Consider the following 20,965-nt stretch of genomic DNA (forward strand, 5'->3'; position numbering starts at 1 on the left):
CCCCGAACTTGCTTTGGTTGTCAGTGGAACTGGTGTAGGGCATGACGGAAGGCTTGACCAGTGCGCGGGCAGGGGCTCTGTGGTGCAAAGCGGCAGGTCAGGCGAAGTTGAACGGAATGCGGATGGCGGGAATGCGTAAATATGTGGCGGCTGTCTCGGTGCTGGCCATGCTGGGCGGTTGTATGACGGGCGATCGCCAGATCGCACCGCGCGATGATTCCGAAATCCCGCTGACACTGGCCAATGAATGGCGCGACACCCCGCCCGATCCGGCGGCGGCAGGGTGTTATGCGCGTCAGACCAGTCCGGCGGTGGTCGAAACGGTAACCGAACAGCGGCTGGTCTCGCCCGAGATCCGCGACCCCGAGACCGGCAAAATCACGCAGGCTGCCGCCTATCACACCGAAACCCGCCACCAGATCGTGACAGCGCGGGGCACGCGCTGGTTTGCCGCGCCCTGTCCGCCGGTCTTTACGCAGGATTTCGTGGTGATGCTGCAACGCGCTCTGGCGGCGCGGGGCTATTATCACGGGGGGCTGTCGGGCAGTCTGGACCGGTCCACGGGGCAGGCGATCCATGCCTATCAGAAAGCGCGCGGGCTTTATAGCGCGACCCTTTCGACACGGGCAGCACAGGAGCTGGGACTGACGCTCTGGTCGGACAAGACCGCCCCGACGGCTTCGGCCACGCCCGGTGTTGCCGCGCCCTATCCCGGCCAGATGGGACCAACCTGACCTTTGGGGCCATACCCATTGCCAAGATCGGTTGAAGGGCGCCCCGTGGGGCGCCCTTCTCTCTACAGGTGGGGATGTGCGGTGATTATTTCACCGGCAGCGCGACAAAGCGCGGCTCACCCCCACGACGGATCAGCAGAAGAAGCGATTTCCGCCCCTCATCCTTGGCCTCTTTGACGCGGTCTTGCAGGTCGGTGACGCTGGTCACATCCTGCTGACCGGCTTCGGCAATCACATCTCCGGCGCGCAGGCCCTTGTCATAGGCATCGCTTTCCTCGTCGAGATCGCTGATGACCAGACCTTTGGCATCCGAGGGCAGATCCAGCTGGCCGCGCAGGTCGTCGTTCAGCGGTTCGATGGACATGCCCAGAACGGTATCGCTGTCTTGCGACTGGCTTTTTGCCGCCGCCGGAATGGGCTGGTCTTCCGAGGTCTCGCGGCGGCCCAGCGTGACGGTCAGGGTTTTCTCTTTGCCATCGCGCTGGACGATCACCTGAACCTTCTCGCCAATCGGGGCCTTGGCCACGCGGCGCACCAGATCGCGGGTGTCGGCGACATCGCCCCCGTCGAATTTCACGATCACGTCGCCCGCCTGCATGCCCGCATCCTTGGCCGGACCGTCGGGCACTTCCGAAACCAGCGCGCCTTTGCTCGAGCTCAGACCCAGCGCTTCGGTCATATCATCGGTGACATCCTGAATTTTCACACCCAGCCAGCCGCGACGGGTTTCGCCATATTGCTGTAGCTGCGACACCACGTTTTTCACGACATTCGACGCCATCGAGAAGCCGATCCCGATCGAGCCGCCATTGGGCGACAGAATCGCGGTGTTCACGCCGATCACCTCGCCGTTCATGTCAAATAGCGGCCCGCCCGAGTTACCACGGTTGATGGCGGCATCGGTCTGGATATAGTCATCATAGGTGCCCGAAAGCTCGCGGTTGCGCGCCGAGACGATCCCCGCCGAGGCCGAGAAGTTCTGGCCCAGCGGGTTGCCCATCGCCATGACCCAGTCACCTACCCGCATCTTGTCGCTGTCACCGAAGGGGACGAAGGGCAGTGGCTTGTCGGTTTCGACCTTCAGAAGCGCGATATCGGTTTTGGGATCGGTGCCGATCAGCTTGGCTTTCTTGGTGGTGCCATCGAAGAAGGCCACCGTGATGTCATCGGCATTTTCGATCACATGGTTATTGGTCACGATATAGCCGTCTTCCGAGATCACGAAGCCCGATCCCAGCGCATTCGAGTGATGCGGGCGCGAGGGGCTTTGCTGGCCCTGATCGGGGAAGCCGAAATCGCGGAACAGATCATCGAAGGGACTGCCTTCGGGGAACATCGGGTTCGACTGGGTCGGGGTCGAGACGGTCATCGAGGTGGTGATCATCACCACCGAAGGCGAAACCTTCTGCGCCAGATCTGCAAAACTGTCAGGCGCGGCTTTGGCAAATACCGGCGTGGCATGAAGCGGGGTCAGGGCGATTGCAGCCGCCACGGCCGCGGCCCCGAAGGCACCACGGACATTTTTTGCGGACAGGAAGGCGGGGGTCTGGATTGTCATGCTCTCTCTTGCTCCGAAGATGCGGTTGGCCGGCACCTTTAGGCTTCCGACCTCGGTATGCCAGTTTAAGAACGTCGTGACGGAAATCACAAATGAAAGCCCCGTCTCATTGGGACAATTGGCTGTGAAACGCCGGTGACCACCTGTCTGGCCGGATCGTGATTTGACACGGGCTCTGCTGTGAGGGGGCGGTTCTGTGTCGCCACGGTCGGTATCGCGGGCGATGATCCCTCTGATCCGGTCCGGTAACCGGCGCGGTCGTCCATGAGAAAGGCCGCAGCCTTGCGGCTGCGGCCTTTCTGTGATGCGGGGCCTATTGCGCGGCTGGCGGCTTTGCCGTCTGTGCTTGGCTGGGGGCTTCCCCAAGCGATTGCAGGAAGCGGTCATAGTCGAAGTAAAGACTATCGGGCTGCGCGATGATCCGCGAGCTATCCGACTTCAGCGTATTGGCGTAGAAATCCAGCTGGCGGGTGAAGGCGAAGAAGTTCGGGTCCTTATTATAGGCCTCGGCATAGATCTTGTTGGCCTGTGCCTGTGCCTCACCACGAACGATCTCGGCCTGACGTTGCGCATCCGAGGTCAGTTCGGTGCGGGTCCGGTCGGCGCTGGCGCGGATCCGCTGGGCGGCCTCGTTCCCGCGTGCGATCTCGTCAGCCGCCTCCCGCTCGCGCTCGGCGCGCATACGGGCATAGGTGGCCTCAAGGTTCTGGTCGGGCAGGTCGGTGCGGGTCAGACGCACGTCGATCACCTCGACCCCAAGGGCCTGTGCCTCGGCGCGGGCGGAATCGCGGATCTTCACCATCAGGCTGATCCGGTCATCCGACAGAACCGCAGTCGAGGGCACACCCCCCAGCACTTCGCGGATCTGGGCGGTGATGATATTGTCCAGCTGCTGCTGTGCCCAGGGTTCGCCGCGGCCACGGGTGGCTGTATGGAATTTTACCGCATCGGTGATGCGCCAGCGGGCAAAGGCATCCACCACCAGACGGCGGTCATCCAGAGGGGTCACCTCCAGCGGGCGCGTCGTCAGCGACAGGATGCGGTCCTCATAGGTTTTGACCGTCTGGATCAAGGGAAGTTTGAAACCCAGACCGGGGGTGGTCTTGACCTCTTTCACCTGCCCGAATTGCAGCACAAGCGCCTGTTCGCGCTCGTCGACCACATAGACAGAGCTCAGGCCGACAGCGGCCACAAGGGCGATCACAGGAATGGCGATTGCGAGTTTTTGCATCAGTTCGATCCCTCGCTCGACGTGTCGGTTTTGGCTGCAGGTTTCATGTCGGGTAGCGGCAGATAGGGCACGACCCCCTGAGCGCCCTCGGGCTCGTCGATAATCACCTTATCGACCCCGCCCAGAACGCTTTCCATCGTCTGCAGGAACATCCGGCGCTTGGTCACATCGGGCGCGTTGACATATTCATTATAGACCGAGGTAAAGCGCGCGGCCTGACCCTCGGCCTCGTTCACGGTGCGGGCACGATAGGCTTCGGCCTCTTCTTTCAGCTGGGCGGCCTGACCACGGGCCTGCGCGGTGACGCGGTTGGCATAGGCGTCGGCCTCATTGGTCAGACGGTCCCGCTCTTGCTGGGCCGCCTGCACCTGACGGAAGCTGTCGATCACCTCCTGCGGCGGATCGGCCTTGTTGAAGTTCACACGGATCACATGGATCCCCGAGTTATAGCTGTCGAGCGTGCCCTGGATGGCGCCTTCCAGCTCGGCACGGATCGCACCGCGATCACGGTTGAGCACCGGTGCCAGTTCCGAGCGCGCGATGATGTCGCGCATGGCCGATTCGGCCACCGCGCGGATCGATTCCTGCGGATCGGAGAGGTTGAAGAGATATTTCGCCGGATCCTTGATGTTCCAGACGACCTGGAACTGGATATCAACGATATTCTGGTCGCCGGTCAGCATCAGGCCGGTATCGTTCGAGCCTGCGCGCCCCATCCCGATATCCACCGTCTGTTCCAGATCGACAGGCAGGATTTCATGGGTCACCACAGGCCAAGGGGCGAAGTTGAGGCCTGCGGTCTTGGTGGCCGAATATTTGCCGAAGGTCATCTCGACGGCTTCTTCGCCCTGCTGCACGGTATAGAACGACGACCATGCCCAAAGCACGGCAGCCCCGACCACGACAATCGCGCCGATGGTCTTGACACCGGGACCATTGCTTGGGCCGCGCGGTCCGGCCCCGCGACCGGACCCCGAACGCCCGCCCATCAGCACGCGCAGCTGTTCGGAGCCCTTTTTCATGAACTCTTCGATCTCGGGGACCTGCTCTTTGCCGGGGCCACGTTGTCCGGGGCGCTTGTCGGACCCTTTCGGCTTGTCGCCGTCATCTCCGCCGCCCGTTCCCCAGGGACCTGAATTGCTCATGAGACTCCTCACCTTTTCTTGATCTCCGCAGTGATTTGGGGAGGGAACCCGCAGGTTTCAACCCGCCCCATAGCAGTTCTAAGTATATGATTGTCGATATTTCCGGATTCCCGCAGGGCCGGTTTGCCTGCGGGGGCCGTGGCTCAGACGCTGCGCGTCGGGCTGCGCATGGTTACCAGTTCTTCGGCCATTGTCGGATGCACGGCGCAGGTCGCATCGAATTGCGCCTTGGTTGCGCCCATCTTCATGGCAATGGCCACCATCTGGATCATCTCGCCCGCATCGGGGCCAACGATATGGCAGCCGGTCACGACCTGTGTCTTCTGATCCACCACCAGCTTCAGGAAGACCTTCTCGTCATTGCCCGCAAAGAGGCTCTTCATCGGGCGGAAGCTAGAGGTGTAAATATCGGCGCCGGTGCCCGCGGCCTCCTCCTCGGTCACGCCACAGGTGCCGAATTCGGGCTGGGTGAAGACCGCCGAGGCCACCAGATCATGGTCCATCTTGCGCGGATTGGCTCCGAAGACGGTATCGGCAAAGGCGTGGCCTTCGCGGATTGCCACAGGGGTCAGCTGGATGCGGTCGGTCACATCGCCCACCGCAAAGATCGAGGGCACGTTGGTCTGCGACCATTCATCCACCAGCACCTCGCCCCGCTGGCCCAGTTTGACGCCGGCCTCCTCCAGCCCCAGCCCTTCGGTCAACGGCACACGGCCCGTGGCGTAGAGTACGGCGTCATAGGTCTCTTCGGTTTGTCCCGCGATATGCACGCTGAAGGCCGTGCCCTTGCAGGTGACGCGGTCGATGACATGGCCGGTGCGGATGCGGACCCCCGCGCGTTCCATCTGCCCCACGATCACATCGCGCGATTCCGCATCAAAGCCGCGCAGAAGGGCCGAGCGGTTGAGCAACGAGACCTCGACGCCCAGACCGTTCAGGATGCAGGCGAATTCGCAGGCGATATAGCCCCCGCCCACGATCAGCATGGTCTTCGGCAGGGTCTTGAACTTGAACATGTCATTGGAGGTCAGCACATGTTCGCACCCCTCGAACTCCGGCACGAAGGGTTTGCCGCCCACCGCCACCAGAATATGCTTGGCCGAGACGATGCGCCCGTCGGCCAGTCTCACCTCATGCGGGCCCGCCACGGTCGCGCGGCAGTCGTGGAGGGTGACGCCCGCGCCTTCCTGTCCCTTGCGATAAAGCCCTTCCAGACGGTCAAGCTCGGCCTCCAGCTTCCTGTGGAAGACGTCCCAGTCGAAGGCACCGATCGTAGCGTCCCACCCATAGGCCTGCGCCTCGCGCACGGCTTCGGGATAGCCCGAGGCATAGACCATCAGCTTTTTCGGCACGCAGCCGCGAATGACACAGGTTCCGCCCATGCGGTATTCTTCGGCCAGTGCCACTTTCGCCCCGTGGCCTGCCGCGATCCGTGCGGCCCGGACCCCGCCAGAGCCGCCACCGATGACAAAAAGATCAAAGTCGAAATCGCTCATGGGAGATGTCCTTACGTTCCGCTCCGCCAGACGCGGGGCTGTCATGGGCAGCACATGGCCCTTCTGTTGCGCGAAGATAGACCACACATCGGCGGGCTTGGCCAGAGTTGCCGTCGTCGGGTCGCGTCTGCCCCGAATGCGCGACCAATATGGTCAATGCGGCGGGTAGCCCAAAGCCGTGCCGTGGGACCATGAGCGCTTGAAGCCGGCATGTGTTGACACAGCTTGCACGGTGCTGGCGGCATTTCGGGTCTGGGCGGGGCAGGGCGGGGCCTTGGGCGGGGCGCTTCAATATGCGGAACGCCTCCCGCAGGCCCTGGAAAAGAAACGGGCCCGCAGCGGCAGCGCCGCCCGGACCCGGTCTAGCTTATTGGCCGTCGCAGCACGCCCGCAAGGCGGGTGGCTTGGCGGAGTGGCGGTTATTTCAGATCGCCAAAGATGTTGTCGTTCTCGGCAAAGTCGATCTTTTCATGCGCCACGGTGCCAGCATTGATATCGCGCACTTCGACGCGGCCATCGGCATCACCGATGATGACCATATCGCAGATGTCGATGAACAGCCCGCTTTCCACCACACCGGCGATCTGGTTCAGCGCCAGCGCAAGTTGGCGCGGATTGCCGATCTTGTTCAGATGGCAGTCGATGATATGGTTGCCCTCATCGGTGACCAGAGGCTGGTCGCCCTCCATACGCACGGTGGTCTCGCGGCCCAGCACATCCATCGACGACAGCACTTCCTCGATCAGGGTGCGGGTCACCGGCCAGCCGAAGGGGGTGACCTCGACGGGCAGCGGGAAGGCCCCCAGATGCGCGACTTCTTTCGAGGCATCCGAAATCACGATCATCCGGTCCGAAGCGGTCGCCACGATCTTCTCTTGCAGAAGGGCTGCACCGCCGCCCTTGATCAGGTTCAGCTCGGGGTCGAATTCATCGGCACCGTCAATGGTCAGATCCAGCCATTTCGCCTCCTCCAGCGAGACGACCTTGATGCCCATCTGACGCGCGAGTTCTGCGGTGCGGGTCGAGGTCGGCACGCCGATGATGTTCAGCCCTTCCTCGCGCACACGCTCGCCCAGACAGCGCACCATCCATGCGGCGGTCGAGCCGGTGCCAAGGCCGACACGCATGCCGTCCTCGATGAAATCCACCGCGCGGCGGGCGGCAGCGAATTTGGCCTTGTCCATGGGGGAAAGCTCGGCGGGCATGGTTTTGCTCCTCAAAGATCCGTTCGCGCGGCTTATAGCAGACCTGCGCGACCATGCACGCGCTATTCCTCAGGGTTTCGTATAAAGTCACATGGGGCCGCGTGATCAGGCGCGCGTGATCAGGCGCGCTGGGGCAGGCGCAACATCCGCTGCGCTTTGCCCGTGGGCACGATCGGGCGCGCAGGCAGCATGCCGAACGGGTCGGCCTCGCGCGTGGCTTGCAGATAGCGGGCCGTTTCGGGGCCGACGCAACTCAGCGCGGCGGGGCCGGGCAGCAGGCTTTCGGTGCGGGCATCTTCGGCAAAGACGACCTCGTGGCGTTCGAACAGCAGATGGACCCACTGGATGCGGTCGCATTCGGCGCGGCTGATGCCGGGTTGTCCCACAAGGGCGCGGGCCGCCACAAGAATTTCCTCGCCCTGCAACGGCCCCCGCTCCGGTCGCATAAGCACCCTGTGCTGGCCCGACAGAAACAGCGGGCGCGTATTGCCGATAACTCCGGTTTCAAACCGCACCGGCGCATTGGCCCCGCGTCCGTTAACCAGCCAGCGCCCCGCCCATTCCAGCGGGCGATAGCCGTTATCGACGGTCTGGATACGCATCCCCTCGCGCAGCTTTTCCACCGGCACCGGCCCCTGTTTGGTGGCCACCAGACTGCCTGCCGCAAAGCAGATCGCCATCGCACTATAGGCAATAACCGGATCATTGCTGTCGATGCCCACAATATCGTAGCTCTGTCCGGCAAAGAGCCGTTCGGTAGAGGCGATCCCGTGCACTTGCCCCTGATATTCCAGCACATAGATCGTGATATTGTCGGCAGGATCGCTCGAACCGCTGGGGCGGATGATATAGCTGTATTCGGTCTCGACCCCGTCGCCCGCATTCCACGCGACCCCGTCGAATGTGGTGGCGGCGGCCAGCGCCTGCCCGCCATCGGCATCCTCGAAGCTGGCATCGTCATCGACCAGATCGACAAGCTGCAGATCGGCGCCGGGGGAGATGACAAAGCTGGTGGCACCGGGCGCATCTGTCTCGGCCGTCGCATTCGATGCAAACGGGTCAGGCCCCGTGATCACGAGGTCGGAAATTTGCCAGGCGCCAAAGGTTGGCATGTCACCATCACGTCAGTTACAGAACCAGCCCCTATCTGACCGATTTTCGGTAAATGTTCAGCTAATGTTCTTAATCTTGTGGGGGAATTCGCGCGTTTGATGCGCCGAATGTCGTTTTCGCGCAGGTCCGCCGGTCGGGCTGTGACATTGTGCAAAGGCAGCCATCCCCGCCCGCGCGGGACCATCCAGGGAGTGCGAGATGTTTCTGAGTGTGTTCGATATCTTCAAGATCGGGGTCGGGCCGTCCTCTTCGCATACGATGGGGCCGATGGTCGCCGGTGGCATGTTTCTGGCGCTTCTGCGGGGCTCGCATTTCAAGGCGCACGGGCTGCGGGCGCGGCTTTACGGGTCGCTGGCTTTCACCGGCAAGGGCCATGCCACCGACCGTGCCACGATCCTCGGTCTCGCGGGGGTTCTGCCCGAGAGCTATGACCACGAGGCCGCCGAAGCGGTTCTGGCGCAGAACGCCAAGGATCATCTGCTGAACCCCGAGGGGCTGGGGCCGCTGGCCTTCAACCCCGAAACGGATCTGGTTTTTGATTATGGCCCCGCACTGGAAGGCCATGCCAACGGGATGGTGCTGGAGGCGCTGGATAAGCAGGGCGACGTGCTGGCGCAGGAGACCTATTATTCCATCGGTGGTGGCTTTGTGCGCAGTGCCCGCGAGATGGCGGCCGCCGATGATGCCGCGGCCAAGGAAGCGCCATCACCCGTGCCTTTCGGGTTCCGTTCCTCGGATGAGATGCTGTCGATGGCCCATGCCTCGGGGCTGGGGATCGCGCAGATGAAGCTGCAGAACGAGGCCCGTTTCCGCAGCCGTCCCGAGATCGAGGCGGGGTTGTCGCGCATCTGGGAGGTGATGAACGGCTGCCTGTCGCGCGGGCTCGAGACCGATGGCATCCTGCCCGGAGGTCTGAAGGTCAAGCGCCGCGCCAAGGCGATCCATGACGCGCTGCACTCCGAACGCGGCCAGAACCTGCAGGCGCCGCATATCGTCAACGACTGGATCTCGACCTATGCGATGGCGGTGAATGAGGAAAATGCCGCCGGCGGACAGGTGGTCACCGCGCCAACGAATGGGGCGGCGGGTGTGCTGCCTGCGGTGATCCGCTACTGGCTCGATCATGTTCCGGGGGCAAGCCGTGCCCGCGTGGGGGAATTCCTGCTGACGGCGGCGGCGATTGGCGGGCTGATCAAGACCAATGCCTCGATCTCGGGGGCGGAATGCGGCTGTCAGGCCGAGGTGGGCTCGGCTGCGGCCATGGCTGCGGCGGGGCTATGCGCCGTGATGGGCGGCACGCCCGAGCAGATCGAGAATGCCGCCGAGATCGCCTTGGAGCATCATCTGGGGATGACCTGCGATCCGGTGCGCGGGCTGGTGCAGGTGCCCTGCATCGAGCGCAACGGTCTGGGGGCAATCAAGGCGGTCTCGGCGGCGTCGCTGTCGCTGCGCGGGGATGGCACGCATTTCGTGCCGCTTGACGCCGCAATCGAGACCATGCGTCAGACGGGCCGCGACATGCATGAACATTACAAGGAAACCAGCCTTGGCGGGCTGGCAGTGAATGTGCCCAATTGTTGAGGTTTGATCTTTCCTAAACCCTGTCGGGAAACTTTTGGGGGTTTTGCGGCTTTTGCTAGGGAGATTGGCGAAAGGACAGGGGATGGCGCGCGAAATCAGGATCGAGGAGCAGGCGCAGGTGCCTCTGGACGGGGCGGTTTTCGGCTGGCTGGCGATGGTGCCGATCTGGCTCTTGGCGCTGACGGTCTGTCTTCAGGGCGAGATGCAGGGGCTGGCGCTGCGCGGTCTGGTCCTGTGGAGCGCGGGGATCGTGATGTTTCTGGCAGGTGTCCGGCGGGGCTTGAGCTTCCGCACGCCGGGCGGGCCTCGGGGCGGGCAGTTGGCGGTGATGCTGGGGATGTTCGGCGCTGGGCTTTTGGCGCTGATCCTGCCCGAGGCTATCGGGCTGGTGCTGCTGGCTTTGTGTTATGCGATTTATGCGGTCTTGGACCCGAGGGCCGCACGGCGCCAAGAGGTGCCTTTGTATTTCATCCGGCTGCGGCCTTGGCAGATGGGCAGCGCCTGTCTGGCGCTTGGCGGTGCGTGGTTGGCGCTGGTGCTGTAAGGGGCTGACTTGCGGGTGGGGCCCTAGCTGGTTAGACCGAGCGGGATTAATTTTGCGATTTCCTGCAGAGGTTTTTATGACCGAATTCGAGCGCGCCCCGAAAGGGGTCGAGTATCACGATCTGACGCAGATCCCCCGTTATCAGAAATATATCGAACTGGCTTTGCCGCTGCCGTGGTTTGTCGGGTCTTTGGTGCTTTATGCGGGGCCGTTCTGGCCTTTGGGTTTTATCTGCAGCTTTATGTTTTTCCTCTGCTGTCTGCGGCTGAACCATGAGGCGATCCATGGCAATCTTGCGGCTCCTCGGGCGGTGGATCACGCCGTCATGCATGGGCTGAGCGGTTTGATGCTGGGGTCGAACCATGCGGATGCCTTTTGTCATCTGGAGCATCACCGCGACATGATGGGCGAGGGCGATCACGAGGGCCATTGCGCGCGCATGAGCTTCTGGGAGGTGCTGCGCTATGGGCCGAGGTTTCCGGTCAAGCTGAACACGACAACATGGGCGAAGGGTGGTGCGCGCTGGCGGCGCAGGCTGCTGGTGGATTGGGCTTTGGTGGCGGCGCTGGTGCTGCTGGGAGTGCTGCTGCCTGCGTCTTGGGGAGGGGTGGCGCTGCGCTTCCATCTTCTGGCGATGGCTTTGGGGCAGTGTCTGACGGCGTTTTTTGCCGTGTGGATCACCCATCAAGGGACGGAAGAGACGGGGCTTGCAGGGCGTAGCCAGCGCGGGCCGCTGGCTTGGGTTGCCTATCTGATGTTCTACCACCGCGAACATCACCTGTTTCCCAAAGTGCCGGTCAGCCGCCTGCCGGAACTGGCGCGGCGGCTGGATGCGACTGTGCCGGGCTATGCCGCGGGGCGCCAGCCTGTGGTGCCTGTTTGGGATGATGTCCGGCGCTAGGGTTTATGTAGACAGGGTGGCCCCTTCCTCGGGGAGGGGGACCCTCCCGCTCGGGCGGGGCCTCGGGGGCGCGTTACGCCCCCGACACGCGGCTCAGAGCGCGCGCCAGCCGATGTCTTTGCGGCAGAAGCCCTCGGGCCAGTCGATCTGGTCGACCAGCGCATAGGCGCGGTCGCGGGCTTCTTGTAGCGTAGCGCCTCGGGCAGTGACATTGAGCACGCGCCCGCCGGTGGCAAGGATTGCGCCGTCTTTTGCCGTGGTGCCCGCGTGGAAGACCGTTTCGCTTGAGGTCGAGGGCAGGGCGTCGAGGCCGCGGATCTCGGTGCCTTTGGTATAGCTGCCCGGATAGCCCTCTGCCGCCAGTACCACGGTGAGTGCGTGGTCATCGGCCCATTGCGGTTGCACCTGATCCAGACGCCCTTCGGCACAGGCCAGCAGCAGGTCCAGCGCCTGCGCGCCCAAGCGCATCATCAGCACCTGACATTCCGGATCGCCGAAGCGGACGTTATATTCTACCAGACGCGGCTGGCCGTCCTTGATCATCAGGCCCGCATAGAGCACGCCCTGGAACGGGGTGCCGCGACGCGCCATCTCGGCCACGGTCGGTTTGACGATCTGGGTGATGGCCAGATCCTCGACCGCCTGCGTCAGGACGGGGGCGGGGGAATAGGCGCCCATGCCGCCGGTATTGGGGCCGGTATCGCCATCGCCCACGCGCTTGTGGTCCTGAGCGCCGCCGACGACCGCGATATTCTCGCCATCCGACAGGATGAAGAGCGAGGCTTCCTCGCCCTCCATGAATTCCTCGATCACGACCTCTGCGCCGGCCTCGCCAAAGGCGCCGCCGAAGATCTCGGTGATGCCGTCGAGCGCTTCTTGCAGCGTCATCGCCACGATCACGCCTTTGCCTGCGGCCAGACCATCGGCCTTGATGACGATGGGGGCGCCTTGCGCCTCGACATAGGCGCGGGCCGCATCGGCATTGTCAAAGCGCGCATAGGCGGCGGTGGGGGCGTTGCAGGCATCGCAGACGGCTTTGGTGAAGGCCTTGGACGCTTCGAGCTGGGCGGCCTCGGCCGATGGGCCGAAGGTCAGAAGCCCCGCCGCACGCAGCGCATCGGCCACACCTGCGGCCAGAGGGGCCTCGGGGCCGATGACGACGAAATCGATCGCCTGTTCCTGACACAGGTCCAGCACGGCTTGCGCATCGCAGGGGTCAATCGCGGCACATTCGGCAATCGCGGCAATTCCCGCATTGCCCGGCGCGACGATCAGACGGTCGCATTTGGGGTTTTGCTTGATGGCCCATGCCAGCGCATGTTCGCGCCCGCCGCTTCCAAGAACCAGAATGTTCATATGTCGTCCCTTTGCCGCACTCGTGTGATCGCGCCCCGTTTACGGCGAAGGGGGCTTTCGGGCAAGTGGCATTGACGCCTTGAAGCGGCAGGGAGGATGGGCGAAACAGGGGTATGGATCTTTTTGAAGATGAATCAGGCCCGAGCGGCAATAACAACGCCCATGATTACACGGTCTCCGAGATTTCGGGGGCGGTCAAACGCGTGATCGAGGGCGAATTCGGCCGCGTGCGGGTGCGCGGCGAGGTGGGGCGTGCGACACGCCCGCGCTCGGGGCATCTGTATTTCGACCTGAAGGACGACCGCTCGGTGATCGCTGCGATCAGCTGGAAGGGGCAGGTGGACCGGATGGCCGTGATCCCCGAAGAGGGGATGGAGGTGATTGCCACCGGCAAGATGACCACCTTTCCGGGCCAGTCGAAATACCAGCTGATTGTCGATACCGTCGAGCCTGCGGGGGCGGGCGCGCTGATGGCGATGCTGGAGGCGCGCAAGAAGGCTTTGGGCGCCGAGGGTCTGTTTGATGCGGGGCGCAAGCGGCCCCTGCCGTGGCTGCCGAAGGTGATCGGGGTGGTGACCTCGCCCTCGGGGGCGGTGATCCGCGATATTCTGCACCGTCTGCGTGACCGCTTTCCGCGCCATGTGCTGATCTGGCCGGTGGCGGTGCAGGGGCAGGCCTGCGCGGGCGAGGTGGCGCGGGCGATCCGTGGCTTCAATGCGCTGGCGCCGGACGGGCTGATCCCGAGGCCCGATCTGTTGATCGTGGCGCGCGGCGGTGGATCAATCGAGGACCTCTGGGGGTTCAACGAAGAGATTGTCGTGCGGGCGGCGGCGGAAAGCCGTATCCCGCTGATTTCGGCGGTGGGCCATGAGACCGATACCACGCTGATCGATTATGCCTCGGACAAGCGGGCGCCCACGCCGACGGCGGCGGCCGAGATGGCGGTGCCGGTACGTGGCGAGCTGGCTGTCTGGCTGCAGGATGCGGGTGCGCGGATGGCGCGCGCGGTGCGGGCGCGGGTGGATATCCAGCGCCAGCGCCATAGCGATCTGTCGCGTGCCTTGGGGCGGCCCGAGGCGGTTCTGGACCCTGTGCGCCAGCGTTATGACTGGTGGGCCGACAGGCTGGATCCGGCGCTGCGCGGGGTGACTTTGCGCAAGCGCTCCGAGTTTGGCCGGATCGAGGCGCGGCTGTCTCCGACCCTGCTGACGCGGGGGCTTTCGGAACAGGGGCGCAGGCTTGAGGGGCTGTCCGCGCGGCTGGTTTCGGCACGGGCGCGCAACCTTGATCTGGCGCGCTCGCGCAATGCGCAGTCGCGTGAAAGGCTGGAGGCTTTGGGCGAGCGGATGGCGCAGGCGCAGCAACGCCGGATCCGTCAGCTGGGTGAGCGGCTGGAGCAGATGGACCGCATGCGCCAGACTTTGGGCTATCGCGAGACGCTCAAGCGCGGCTATGCGGTGGTGCGCGCGGGCGAGAGCGTGGTGACGACGGCTGTTGAGGCGGCCGGGCACGCGGCGCTGCAGGTCGAATTTGCCGATGGTGTTCTACCGGTGGTCACTGGTGGGGAGGGCGGTCCGTTGCTTGGGGCGACCAAGGCCCCCGAGCCGAAATCCCTAGAGCCGAAATCCCCCGTGGCGGAGACTGCTGCGCCGAAACCCGCCAAAAAGGCGCCCAAGAAGGCGGTGAAGACTTCACCGCCAGAGCAGGGCAGTCTGTTCTGATCGCGCCGATCTCCGGCGGGGCCGCGTCCTGTCGGGGCATTGAACCCCGCCAGTCCGCGCGATGCGTGCCGCATCGGGGCGCTTTACCCATAGGTCTTCGAGACTTGTCAGACGCCGATATCGGGGCCGGGGCAATTCAGCGGGGTCTCGCTTTCGCTGAGCGAGATTAGCGGTTCGGACATACCGCCATCGCCCATGAACTGGGCTTTCAGCCCTTTGTCGGTATCGTAGAACTTCCAGCATTGCTGGCCGTTCTCGTCCTGATAGTCGAAGCAGATCTCTTCGCCCTGCTGATGCCATGTGCCTACTTTGCATTCGCTTTCGGTGAAGGCCCAGAGCACCTTGTGACCGGGCAGATATTGCTCGATTCCATAGGCTTGGCCATTGGCGGAATAGGTGATTGTCTTTCCGGTGGTGCGGGCGTCGAACCCTGCGGCATCCAGCGGGGGCGTGGCATCTTCGGCCTGCGACACAGTGGCAAGGAGGGCAAGCGGGAAGGCGAGGACGAGGGCGCGCATCAGGGACTCCGGCTGGGCAAGATCGGGGCCATCTTGGCAAAAACCGTGCCAATGTGAAACCCACAGCCCCGTGAAACGCCTGCTATGCGCCATTCTATCCGGGGGGCTGGAAGCCAGGGGCTTTTGCGGGGGCTGGACGCGAAGTTCAAGGCGGTTTTGGTGGGTGGAACCGCCGCTGCTTTGCGTGGCCTTTCCCTGCGCCAAGGCCGCGCCAAGCCGCTTCTGGCCGCGGGACCCGACGGCCGCCTGCTAGCGCCTGTCTGTGTGCGTAGCGGGTCCGGCGAGCCGGTCGAGCCGCCGATCCATGACGCGCCGCCACATCGGCGGGCAGAGCGCCAGCGTCGCCATGACCGGCAGCGAGCGCGGCAGGATCGGGCGGGTTGCCGTGATCTCGCCGATCCGCAGGGCAGGATAGGCGCGTGCGGGATGGGCATGGTGGTCGCTGTGACGCGGAGCGTTGAGCATCCAGAGCGAAGAGGCGGGTGGGCAGGCATCCCAGCTGTGATCCGGTCCTGCCGGTTCGACCCGCCCGTTCCGGATCTGCCGCCTTAACCCGTAATGCTGCACGTAATCGGCCAGTAGGAGCTGGATCTGTGCATGGGCGCATAGGCCCAGATAGGCGCATAGCCCCCAAGGCCCCCAAGCCAGTGTCACCATGCAGATCATCAGCACAGCTCCCAGACCATAGGCGAGATAGACCCTGTGCCGGACCGGACGTCCCGCCTTGCGACGCAGCGCTTCTTCGGCCTGCAAGCCCGCTTTCCAAGACCCGATCCAAGCGCGTGGCAGGAAGGTCCAGAACCCCATGCCGCGCGGCGCGGAATTGGGGTCTTGCGGGGTGGCGACATGGATATGGTGCACCAGCCTATGGGCCGAGGCGTGATGGCCGAAGAGCAGTGTGATATAGAGACATTGTCCCAGCCGGAAGAACAGCCGATTGCGGCGATGGATCAACTCATGGGCGGCGGGCACGCTCACCTGCCCCAGAACGAAACCACATGCAAGAAACAGGGCAAGTTTGGACAGGGCAAGCGTGAACGGGTCCTTGTGCAGGGGAGTGGTGGCCAGCGGAGCGGCGCCCCATCCTGTGACCAGTGCGTTCAGGCACAGGGCGAAGATAACCAGATGGCCTGCGAAAATTGCCAGCAGAAGCCCGTCTGCGGCCGGAAATTCCACCCCTTCCGGCGCATCCGGCAGGGGGGCGGGGAAGAGCCTGTCGAGCAGGTGCAGAACCGTCGAACTGGCGCAGAAAGCCAGCAGGCACCACCAGCCGCCAAGCTCTGCTGCCAGCCCGACCAAGATCATGGGCACCAGTGTCGCACAGGCGAAAAGCGATGTTCCGGGCGGGCGCTTCATGGGGGTCCTTCAGTGGATCTGGGCAGGTTGCGACGGTGATACGGGATTTTCGGGGTGGAATCGACGGAAAACGGCGCAATTTCCCTGCGCTTGCGTGGAGAATGCTTTGGCAAGCCCTTCCATCGCTCGGCAGGATTGATTAGGTGAAAACGAAACCAATCTGGTCGGGGCCGTCAGGGCAGGGCCATTAGGCGTATAGGGGCAAGCTATGTCGTTTTTCAAAAAGTTGAAATCCCGTCTGACACGGTCCTCCTCGCGTCTTGAGGAAGGGATCGAGGATCTTGTGGCCGAAAAGCCGGCGCTGCCCGAACCCGAAGCAGTGCCTGACGTCGCACCCGATGCACAGGATGTGGCGGCGCCCGAAGATACGAAGCCCGAGGCGGTAACGCCGGAAAAGGACAAGCCCGAGGCGGTAACGCCGGAAAAGGATAAGCCCGAGGCGGCAGGGTCGGGGGATGCGGGGGCGGGTATGTCGCGGCCCGATGCACAGCCGTCCGCTCAGCCGCAAACGCAGGGCGCGGCTTCTGTTGTGCCGCCTGCGGCTCCGGTCCAGAAAATGCCCGCCGCAGCGGAGCCGCTTCGCCCTGCCGCGCCAGCCAGCAAGCCCGGTTTCTTCGGTCGGCTTCTGGGCGGGGCGCGCGATGACAGCCCGCGCCGTGTGCTGGATGACGAATTTCTGGAAAGCCTCGAAGAGTTGCTGATTGCCTCGGATATGGGGGTCGATACGTCCCTGCGCGTGACGGCAAACCTAGCCGAGGGCCGTATGGGGCGCAAGCTTTCGGTCAACGAGATCAAGGGGCTGTTGGCGCAGGAAGTTGCCCGCATCATGGAGCCCGTTGCCAAGCCGATGCCGATCTTCCCCAAGCGTCCTCAGGTGGTGCTGGTGGTGGGGGTGAACGGTTCGGGCAAGACCACGACCATCGGCAAGCTGGCCAGCCAGTTCAAGGCCGCCGGAAAATCGGTGGTGATTGCCGCAGGCGATACCTTCCGCGCAGCCGCAGTCGAGCAGCTGAAGGTCTGGGGCGAGCGCGCAGATGTGCCGGTGCTGACCGCGCCCGAGGGCTCGGACCCTGCAAGCCTTGCCTTTGACGCGATGACCCGTGCCGAGGCCGAGGGCGCAGACCTTCTGATGATCGACACGGCAGGCCGCCTGCAGAACCGCGCCGATCTGATGGAAGAACTGGCCAAGATCGTCCGTGTGATCCGCAAGAAAGACCCTTCGGCACCGCATAACACGCTTCTGGTGCTGGATGCGACGACGGGGCAGAACGCGCTGAACCAGGTGGAGACCTTCCGCAAGCTGGCCGATGTGTCGGGGCTGGTGATGACCAAGCTTGACGGCACCGCAAAGGGCGGGGTTCTGGTGGCGCTGGCAGACCGCTTCGGCCTGCCGATCCATGCCATTGGCGTAGGCGAGCAGATCGACGATCTGGCTCCCTTCGACCCGCAGGAATTCGCGCAGGCGCTGGTGGGGATCGAGGCGAAATGAGTATTAGAAGGACGTGAGTATTAGAAGATTTATTACACAGGGGCTTTCGCTAGGCGTCAGGGTGATGCCCCTTCTGGCGCTTCCGCTTATGGCGGGGCCTGCATCCGCCGATGATGCCAAAAAGACAGCCTGTGCGCCGGTGGCAGAGCTGCTTGCGCTGGCAAAGGTCGATTATGGCACGCAGGAGCAGAACGGCGATCGCTGCATTTTCCGCGATCTGGTCGTTCCGCTTCCGCTTGATTTGGCGGCCCTTTATGCTGACGAGCTGGATGTCTCACTGCGCGGGATGGATGCGGGGCTGCGGCCCGATGCGCTGCCCTCGCATGTGGATCTGCGTGTATCCAACCTGTTCTATGGCATCCGCGGGATAGAAGGCTATCCGCCCAAGATGGCCTATCTACAGAATGAAATCGCGCGGATGGCGGCATATCAGGTTGCGCTGGATCTCGACTGGAACGAGGAAGATGCCGAGTTGCGGTTGAACCGGATGGAGGTGACCGATCCGCTGGGGCAGGTCTCGCAGCTGTCCTTCACGCTGGGGTCGGTCACTCCTGCGTTCTTCGCGGCCCCCGTCGAACAGGCGAGCTTCCCTTCGGTCGAAGCTTTCTCGCTGGATCTGGCCTTGCCGTGGCTGTTCGAGGCGGTTGCCCTGATGCCGATGGGTATGGCGCTTTTGCCTGAAGAGGGTGATCCTGCGGCAGCTCTTGCCGCATTGCAAACCCAATATGCGGCTTTGGCCGAGGCGCTGCCGGACGCCTATATCGATGCGCCGTCACGCGCGGCGCTTGTGCGGTTGATCGGGGACCTGCCGCATCCGCAGCATGCGCTATCGGTGGATCTGCGGGGCAGGGTGCCATCGCTGTCGCTGACGCAGGAAGAACTGCAGGCGCAGGATAGGGCGATGGCCTATGGCACGAAGCTGCTGGCGCAGGGCGGTTTTGGTCTGCAGATCGGCTATGGCCCCAACCCGTGAAACAGGCCTGACGGCACCGTGAGCCGTGCGGGGCGTGACTTTGCGCCCCGAACGCGGCATATCGGAATAAAGGCCCAGCTAGGACAGGACGGAATATGTCGGAACGCAAGATCAGCCCCGTGGTGAAAGGCGCGCTTGAATGGGGTCCCATTCTGGCCTTTTTCGTGGTCTATATGAAACTCAAGGACCAGACGGTGATGTTCCACGGCACGGAATATCACGGCTTTATCGTCGCGACGGCGATGTTCATTCCGCTCTTGACCATCTGCACGCTTGTGCTGTGGAAACTGACGGGCAAGCTGGCGCCGATGCAGATTGCGACGCTTGTCTTGGTGATTGTCTTCGGCGGGCTGTCGGTCTGGCTCAATGATCCGAAATTCTTCAAGATGAAAGTGACGCTGATCTACCTGCTCTTTGCGGGGATCCTTGGCGCGGGGCTGTTGCTGGGCAAACCGTGGTTGCAGCTTGTGCTCTCTGACAATCTGCCGATGAAACCCGAGGGCTGGACCATCCTGACCAAGCGGCTGGCGCTGTTCTTTCTGGGGCTTGCGGTGCTCAACGAAGTGATCTGGCGCACCCAGTCGGAAGAGATGTGGGTCAATTTCAAGACCTTCGGTTTGATGATCCTGATGTTCGTCTTCCTGATGGCGCAGGGGGGGCTGCTGAAACGCTATGCCCTTGAGGAGAGCGCCGAGGACAAGACCGACGACTGAGGCGTTCCGGGGCAGCCAATCCTTGACCGGCCCAGCCTATAGGCGTATCGCATCGGCAAGAAGCGCCGGGTGACGGTCCGGCCATTTAGGATGAGGACGACGATGACCAAGGATTGGAACACCCGCACGAAACTGGTTCATGAAGGCATCCGCCGCAGCCAGTATGGCGAGATGGCCGAGGCTCTGTTTCTGACCCAAGGCTTTGTCTACCCTTCGGCAGAAGTGGCCGAGGAACGTTTCCTGCATGCCGGTCCGGACGAATTCATCTATGCCCGCTACGGCAACCCCACCACCCGCATGTTCGAAGACCGGATCGCCGCGATCGAGGGCACCGAAGACGCCTTTGCCTGCGCCTCCGGCATGGCCGCCGTCAATGCCGCGCTGACCTCTCAGGTGAAAGCGGGCGACCATATCGTGGCCGCGCGCCAGATGTTCGGGTCGTGCCTTTACGTGCTGAAGGTCCTGCAGGGCTTTGGCGTCGAGGTCACGCTGGTCGATGGCACCCAGCTTACCGAATGGGACGCCGCGATCAAGCCCAACACCAAGCTCTGCTTCTTCGAGTCGGTCTCGAACCCCGGGCTGGAAGTGATCGATATCACGGGCGTGGCGAAAATCGCCCATGCGCATGGCGCGAAACTGGTGGTCGATAACGTCTTCGCCTCGCCGGTTTTCTCGAATGCGGTGGCGCAGGGCGCGGATATCATCGTCTATTCGACGACCAAACATATCGACGGCGGCGGGCGCGCGCTTGGCGGCGTGGTCTGTGGCGACCGCGAGTTCATCCGTGGGCCGCTCGAAACCTATGCCAAACATACCGGCGGCGCGATGAGCCCCTATCACGCATGGCTGCACCTGTCGGGCATGCAGACGCTGGATCTGCGGGTGCGGGCGCAGGCCGAAAGCGCGGCCAAAGTCGCCAAGGCTGCCGAAGGCCATCCGGCGCTGAACCGCTCGATCTATCCGGGCCTGCCGAGCCATCCGCAGCATGATCTGGCGATGGCCCAGATGGGGTCGGGTGGCACGATGGTGGCGCTGGATCTGAAGGGGGGAAAGGAGGCCGCGTTCAAATTCCTCAATGCGCTGGAGATCGTGAAGATTTCCAACAATCTGGGGGATGCGAAATCCATCGCGACCCATCCCGCGACCACCACCCACAAGAACCTGACCGAAGACGAACGCGCCGAAATCAAGATCACCCCCGGCATGGTGCGCATCTCGATCGGGATCGAGGATGGCGATGATCTGGTGAAAGATATCGTCGGGGCACTTGACGCAGTTTGATAAGCTTTTGTCGTTAAAAGGGTGGCACGATCACATCTGCCACCCTATCT

18 protein-coding genes are annotated in these 20,965 nt (G+C 63.4%); 9 read left to right on the forward strand and 9 right to left on the reverse strand.

Annotated features, from left to right (window positions below; translation table 11 throughout):
• Positions 1-41 precede the first annotated feature (41 nt).
• On the forward strand, positions 42-734 hold the full coding sequence (locus tag WDB86_RS14395) for a peptidoglycan-binding domain-containing protein (RefSeq protein WP_339107821.1): 693 nt from the start codon (positions 42-44) through the stop codon (positions 732-734).
• 85 nt (positions 735-819) lie between these two features.
• On the opposite strand, the gene WDB86_RS14400 is transcribed toward WDB86_RS14395, so the two are convergent.
• The 6 genes from WDB86_RS14400 to WDB86_RS14425 all read right to left on the reverse strand — a co-directional run bounded on the left by WDB86_RS14400 (position 820) and on the right by WDB86_RS14425 (position 8,481).
• Positions 820-2,292, reverse strand: coding sequence for a DegQ family serine endoprotease (locus WDB86_RS14400; RefSeq protein ID WP_339107820.1), 1,473 nt, complete (start codon positions 2,290-2,292; stop codon positions 820-822).
• A gap of 313 nt (positions 2,293-2,605) precedes the next feature.
• Positions 2,606-3,523: a protease modulator HflC gene (gene hflC / locus WDB86_RS14405; protein ID WP_406721072.1), complete on the reverse strand. Its 918-nt coding sequence runs from the start codon at positions 3,521-3,523 to the stop codon at positions 2,606-2,608.
• Complete coding sequence (gene hflK / locus WDB86_RS14410) at positions 3,523-4,668, reverse strand: FtsH protease activity modulator HflK (protein ID WP_339107818.1); 1,146 nt, start codon at positions 4,666-4,668, stop codon at positions 3,523-3,525. The genes hflC and hflK overlap by 1 nt, the downstream gene beginning before the upstream one ends.
• A 143-nt stretch (positions 4,669-4,811) precedes the next feature.
• The gene (gorA, locus tag WDB86_RS14415; protein ID WP_406736231.1) at positions 4,812-6,164 is read right to left on the reverse strand and encodes a glutathione-disulfide reductase; all 1,353 of its coding nucleotides are present in this window, start codon (positions 6,162-6,164) and stop codon (positions 4,812-4,814) included.
• Positions 6,165-6,583: 419 nt separating this feature from the next.
• The gene (gene rpiA / locus WDB86_RS14420) at positions 6,584-7,369 is read right to left on the reverse strand and encodes a ribose-5-phosphate isomerase RpiA (protein WP_406721071.1); all 786 of its coding nucleotides are present in this window, start codon (positions 7,367-7,369) and stop codon (positions 6,584-6,586) included.
• A gap of 119 nt (positions 7,370-7,488) precedes the next feature.
• On the reverse strand, positions 7,489-8,481 hold the full coding sequence (locus WDB86_RS14425) for a Hint domain-containing protein (RefSeq protein ID WP_406736232.1): 993 nt from the start codon (positions 8,479-8,481) through the stop codon (positions 7,489-7,491).
• Between the two features lie 199 nt (positions 8,482-8,680).
• Between WDB86_RS14425 and WDB86_RS14430 the strand changes: the two genes are divergently transcribed.
• The 3 genes from WDB86_RS14430 to WDB86_RS14440 all read left to right on the forward strand — a co-directional run bounded on the left by WDB86_RS14430 (position 8,681) and on the right by WDB86_RS14440 (position 11,508).
• The gene (locus WDB86_RS14430; RefSeq protein WP_406736233.1) at positions 8,681-10,063 is read left to right on the forward strand and encodes an L-serine ammonia-lyase; all 1,383 of its coding nucleotides are present in this window, start codon (positions 8,681-8,683) and stop codon (positions 10,061-10,063) included.
• A gap of 82 nt (positions 10,064-10,145) precedes the next feature.
• Complete coding sequence (locus WDB86_RS14435) at positions 10,146-10,607, forward strand: DUF3429 domain-containing protein (protein WP_406736234.1); 462 nt, start codon at positions 10,146-10,148, stop codon at positions 10,605-10,607.
• Positions 10,608-10,683: 76 nt separating this feature from the next.
• Positions 10,684-11,508, forward strand: a complete 825-nt coding sequence (locus WDB86_RS14440) for a fatty acid desaturase (RefSeq protein WP_406736235.1) — start codon at positions 10,684-10,686, stop codon at positions 11,506-11,508.
• Between the two features lie 93 nt (positions 11,509-11,601).
• Here the strand turns inward: WDB86_RS14440 and purD are convergent, their stop codons facing one another.
• Positions 11,602-12,864: a phosphoribosylamine--glycine ligase gene (purD, locus tag WDB86_RS14445; RefSeq protein WP_406736236.1), complete on the reverse strand. Its 1,263-nt coding sequence runs from the start codon at positions 12,862-12,864 to the stop codon at positions 11,602-11,604.
• A gap of 113 nt (positions 12,865-12,977) precedes the next feature.
• Here purD and xseA point away from each other — a divergent pair, with 113 nt between their 5' ends.
• Positions 12,978-14,585, forward strand: a complete 1,608-nt coding sequence (gene xseA / locus WDB86_RS14450; RefSeq protein ID WP_406736237.1) for an exodeoxyribonuclease VII large subunit — start codon at positions 12,978-12,980, stop codon at positions 14,583-14,585.
• A gap of 107 nt (positions 14,586-14,692) precedes the next feature.
• Here xseA and WDB86_RS14455 read toward each other — a convergent pair whose 3' ends face one another.
• Both WDB86_RS14455 and WDB86_RS14460 read right to left on the reverse strand, forming a co-directional pair.
• On the reverse strand, positions 14,693-15,103 hold the full coding sequence (locus WDB86_RS14455) for a hypothetical protein (protein ID WP_406736238.1): 411 nt from the start codon (positions 15,101-15,103) through the stop codon (positions 14,693-14,695).
• Between the two features lie 249 nt (positions 15,104-15,352).
• Positions 15,353-16,459, reverse strand: coding sequence for an alkane 1-monooxygenase (locus WDB86_RS14460; protein WP_406736239.1), 1,107 nt, complete (start codon positions 16,457-16,459; stop codon positions 15,353-15,355).
• A gap of 208 nt (positions 16,460-16,667) precedes the next feature.
• On the opposite strand from WDB86_RS14460, the gene ftsY reads away from it, so the two are divergent.
• From ftsY to metZ, 4 genes are all read left to right on the forward strand, one after another.
• Positions 16,668-17,948 carry a signal recognition particle-docking protein FtsY gene (gene ftsY, locus WDB86_RS14465; protein ID WP_406736240.1) on the forward strand — a complete coding sequence of 427 codons (1,281 nt, stop codon included), beginning with the start codon at positions 16,668-16,670 and terminating at the stop codon, positions 17,946-17,948.
• Between the two features lie 64 nt (positions 17,949-18,012).
• On the forward strand, positions 18,013-18,921 hold the full coding sequence (locus WDB86_RS14470; protein WP_406721061.1) for a hypothetical protein: 909 nt from the start codon (positions 18,013-18,015) through the stop codon (positions 18,919-18,921).
• 95 nt (positions 18,922-19,016) lie between these two features.
• Positions 19,017-19,634 (forward strand): inner membrane-spanning protein YciB, encoded by a 618-nt coding sequence (locus WDB86_RS14475; protein WP_406736241.1) that lies wholly within the window; start codon positions 19,017-19,019, stop codon positions 19,632-19,634.
• A 102-nt stretch (positions 19,635-19,736) separates the two neighbouring features.
• Positions 19,737-20,915, forward strand: coding sequence for an O-succinylhomoserine sulfhydrylase (gene metZ, locus WDB86_RS14480; RefSeq protein WP_406736242.1), 1,179 nt, complete (start codon positions 19,737-19,739; stop codon positions 20,913-20,915).
• Positions 20,916-20,965 lie beyond the last annotated feature (50 nt).

It is taken from the genome of Thioclava sp. GXIMD4215 (genome assembly GCF_045291555.1).
Classification (GTDB): Bacteria; Pseudomonadota; Alphaproteobacteria; order Rhodobacterales; family Rhodobacteraceae; genus Thioclava; species Thioclava litoralis.

Bases quoted from the DNA above. Each gene is read 5' to 3' on its own strand.
- WDB86_RS14395 (WP_339107821.1), top strand. From the start codon at position 42: ATGACGGAAGGCTTGACCAGTGCGCGGGCAGGGGCTCTGTGGTGCAAA.
- WDB86_RS14400 (WP_339107820.1), bottom strand. From the start codon at position 2,292: ATGACAATCCAGACCCCCGCCTTCCTGTCCGCAAAAAATGTCCGTGGT.
- hflC (WP_406721072.1), bottom strand. From the start codon at position 3,523: ATGCAAAAACTCGCAATCGCCATTCCTGTGATCGCCCTTGTGGCCGCT.
- hflK (WP_339107818.1), bottom strand. From the start codon at position 4,668: ATGAGCAATTCAGGTCCCTGGGGAACGGGCGGCGGAGATGACGGCGAC.
- gorA (WP_406736231.1), bottom strand. From the start codon at position 6,164: ATGAGCGATTTCGACTTTGATCTTTTTGTCATCGGTGGCGGCTCTGGC.
- rpiA (WP_406721071.1), bottom strand. From the start codon at position 7,369: ATGCCCGCCGAGCTTTCCCCCATGGACAAGGCCAAATTCGCTGCCGCC.
- WDB86_RS14425 (WP_406736232.1), bottom strand. From the start codon at position 8,481: ATGCCAACCTTTGGCGCCTGGCAAATTTCCGACCTCGTGATCACGGGG.
- WDB86_RS14430 (WP_406736233.1), top strand. From the start codon at position 8,681: ATGTTTCTGAGTGTGTTCGATATCTTCAAGATCGGGGTCGGGCCGTCC.
- WDB86_RS14435 (WP_406736234.1), top strand. From the start codon at position 10,146: ATGGCGCGCGAAATCAGGATCGAGGAGCAGGCGCAGGTGCCTCTGGAC.
- WDB86_RS14440 (WP_406736235.1), top strand. From the start codon at position 10,684: ATGACCGAATTCGAGCGCGCCCCGAAAGGGGTCGAGTATCACGATCTG.
- purD (WP_406736236.1), bottom strand. From the start codon at position 12,864: ATGAACATTCTGGTTCTTGGAAGCGGCGGGCGCGAACATGCGCTGGCA.
- xseA (WP_406736237.1), top strand. From the start codon at position 12,978: ATGGATCTTTTTGAAGATGAATCAGGCCCGAGCGGCAATAACAACGCC.
- WDB86_RS14455 (WP_406736238.1), bottom strand. From the start codon at position 15,103: ATGCGCGCCCTCGTCCTCGCCTTCCCGCTTGCCCTCCTTGCCACTGTG.
- WDB86_RS14460 (WP_406736239.1), bottom strand. From the start codon at position 16,459: ATGAAGCGCCCGCCCGGAACATCGCTTTTCGCCTGTGCGACACTGGTG.
- ftsY (WP_406736240.1), top strand. From the start codon at position 16,668: ATGTCGTTTTTCAAAAAGTTGAAATCCCGTCTGACACGGTCCTCCTCG.
- WDB86_RS14470 (WP_406721061.1), top strand. From the start codon at position 18,013: ATGCCCCTTCTGGCGCTTCCGCTTATGGCGGGGCCTGCATCCGCCGAT.
- WDB86_RS14475 (WP_406736241.1), top strand. From the start codon at position 19,017: ATGTCGGAACGCAAGATCAGCCCCGTGGTGAAAGGCGCGCTTGAATGG.
- metZ (WP_406736242.1), top strand. From the start codon at position 19,737: ATGACCAAGGATTGGAACACCCGCACGAAACTGGTTCATGAAGGCATC.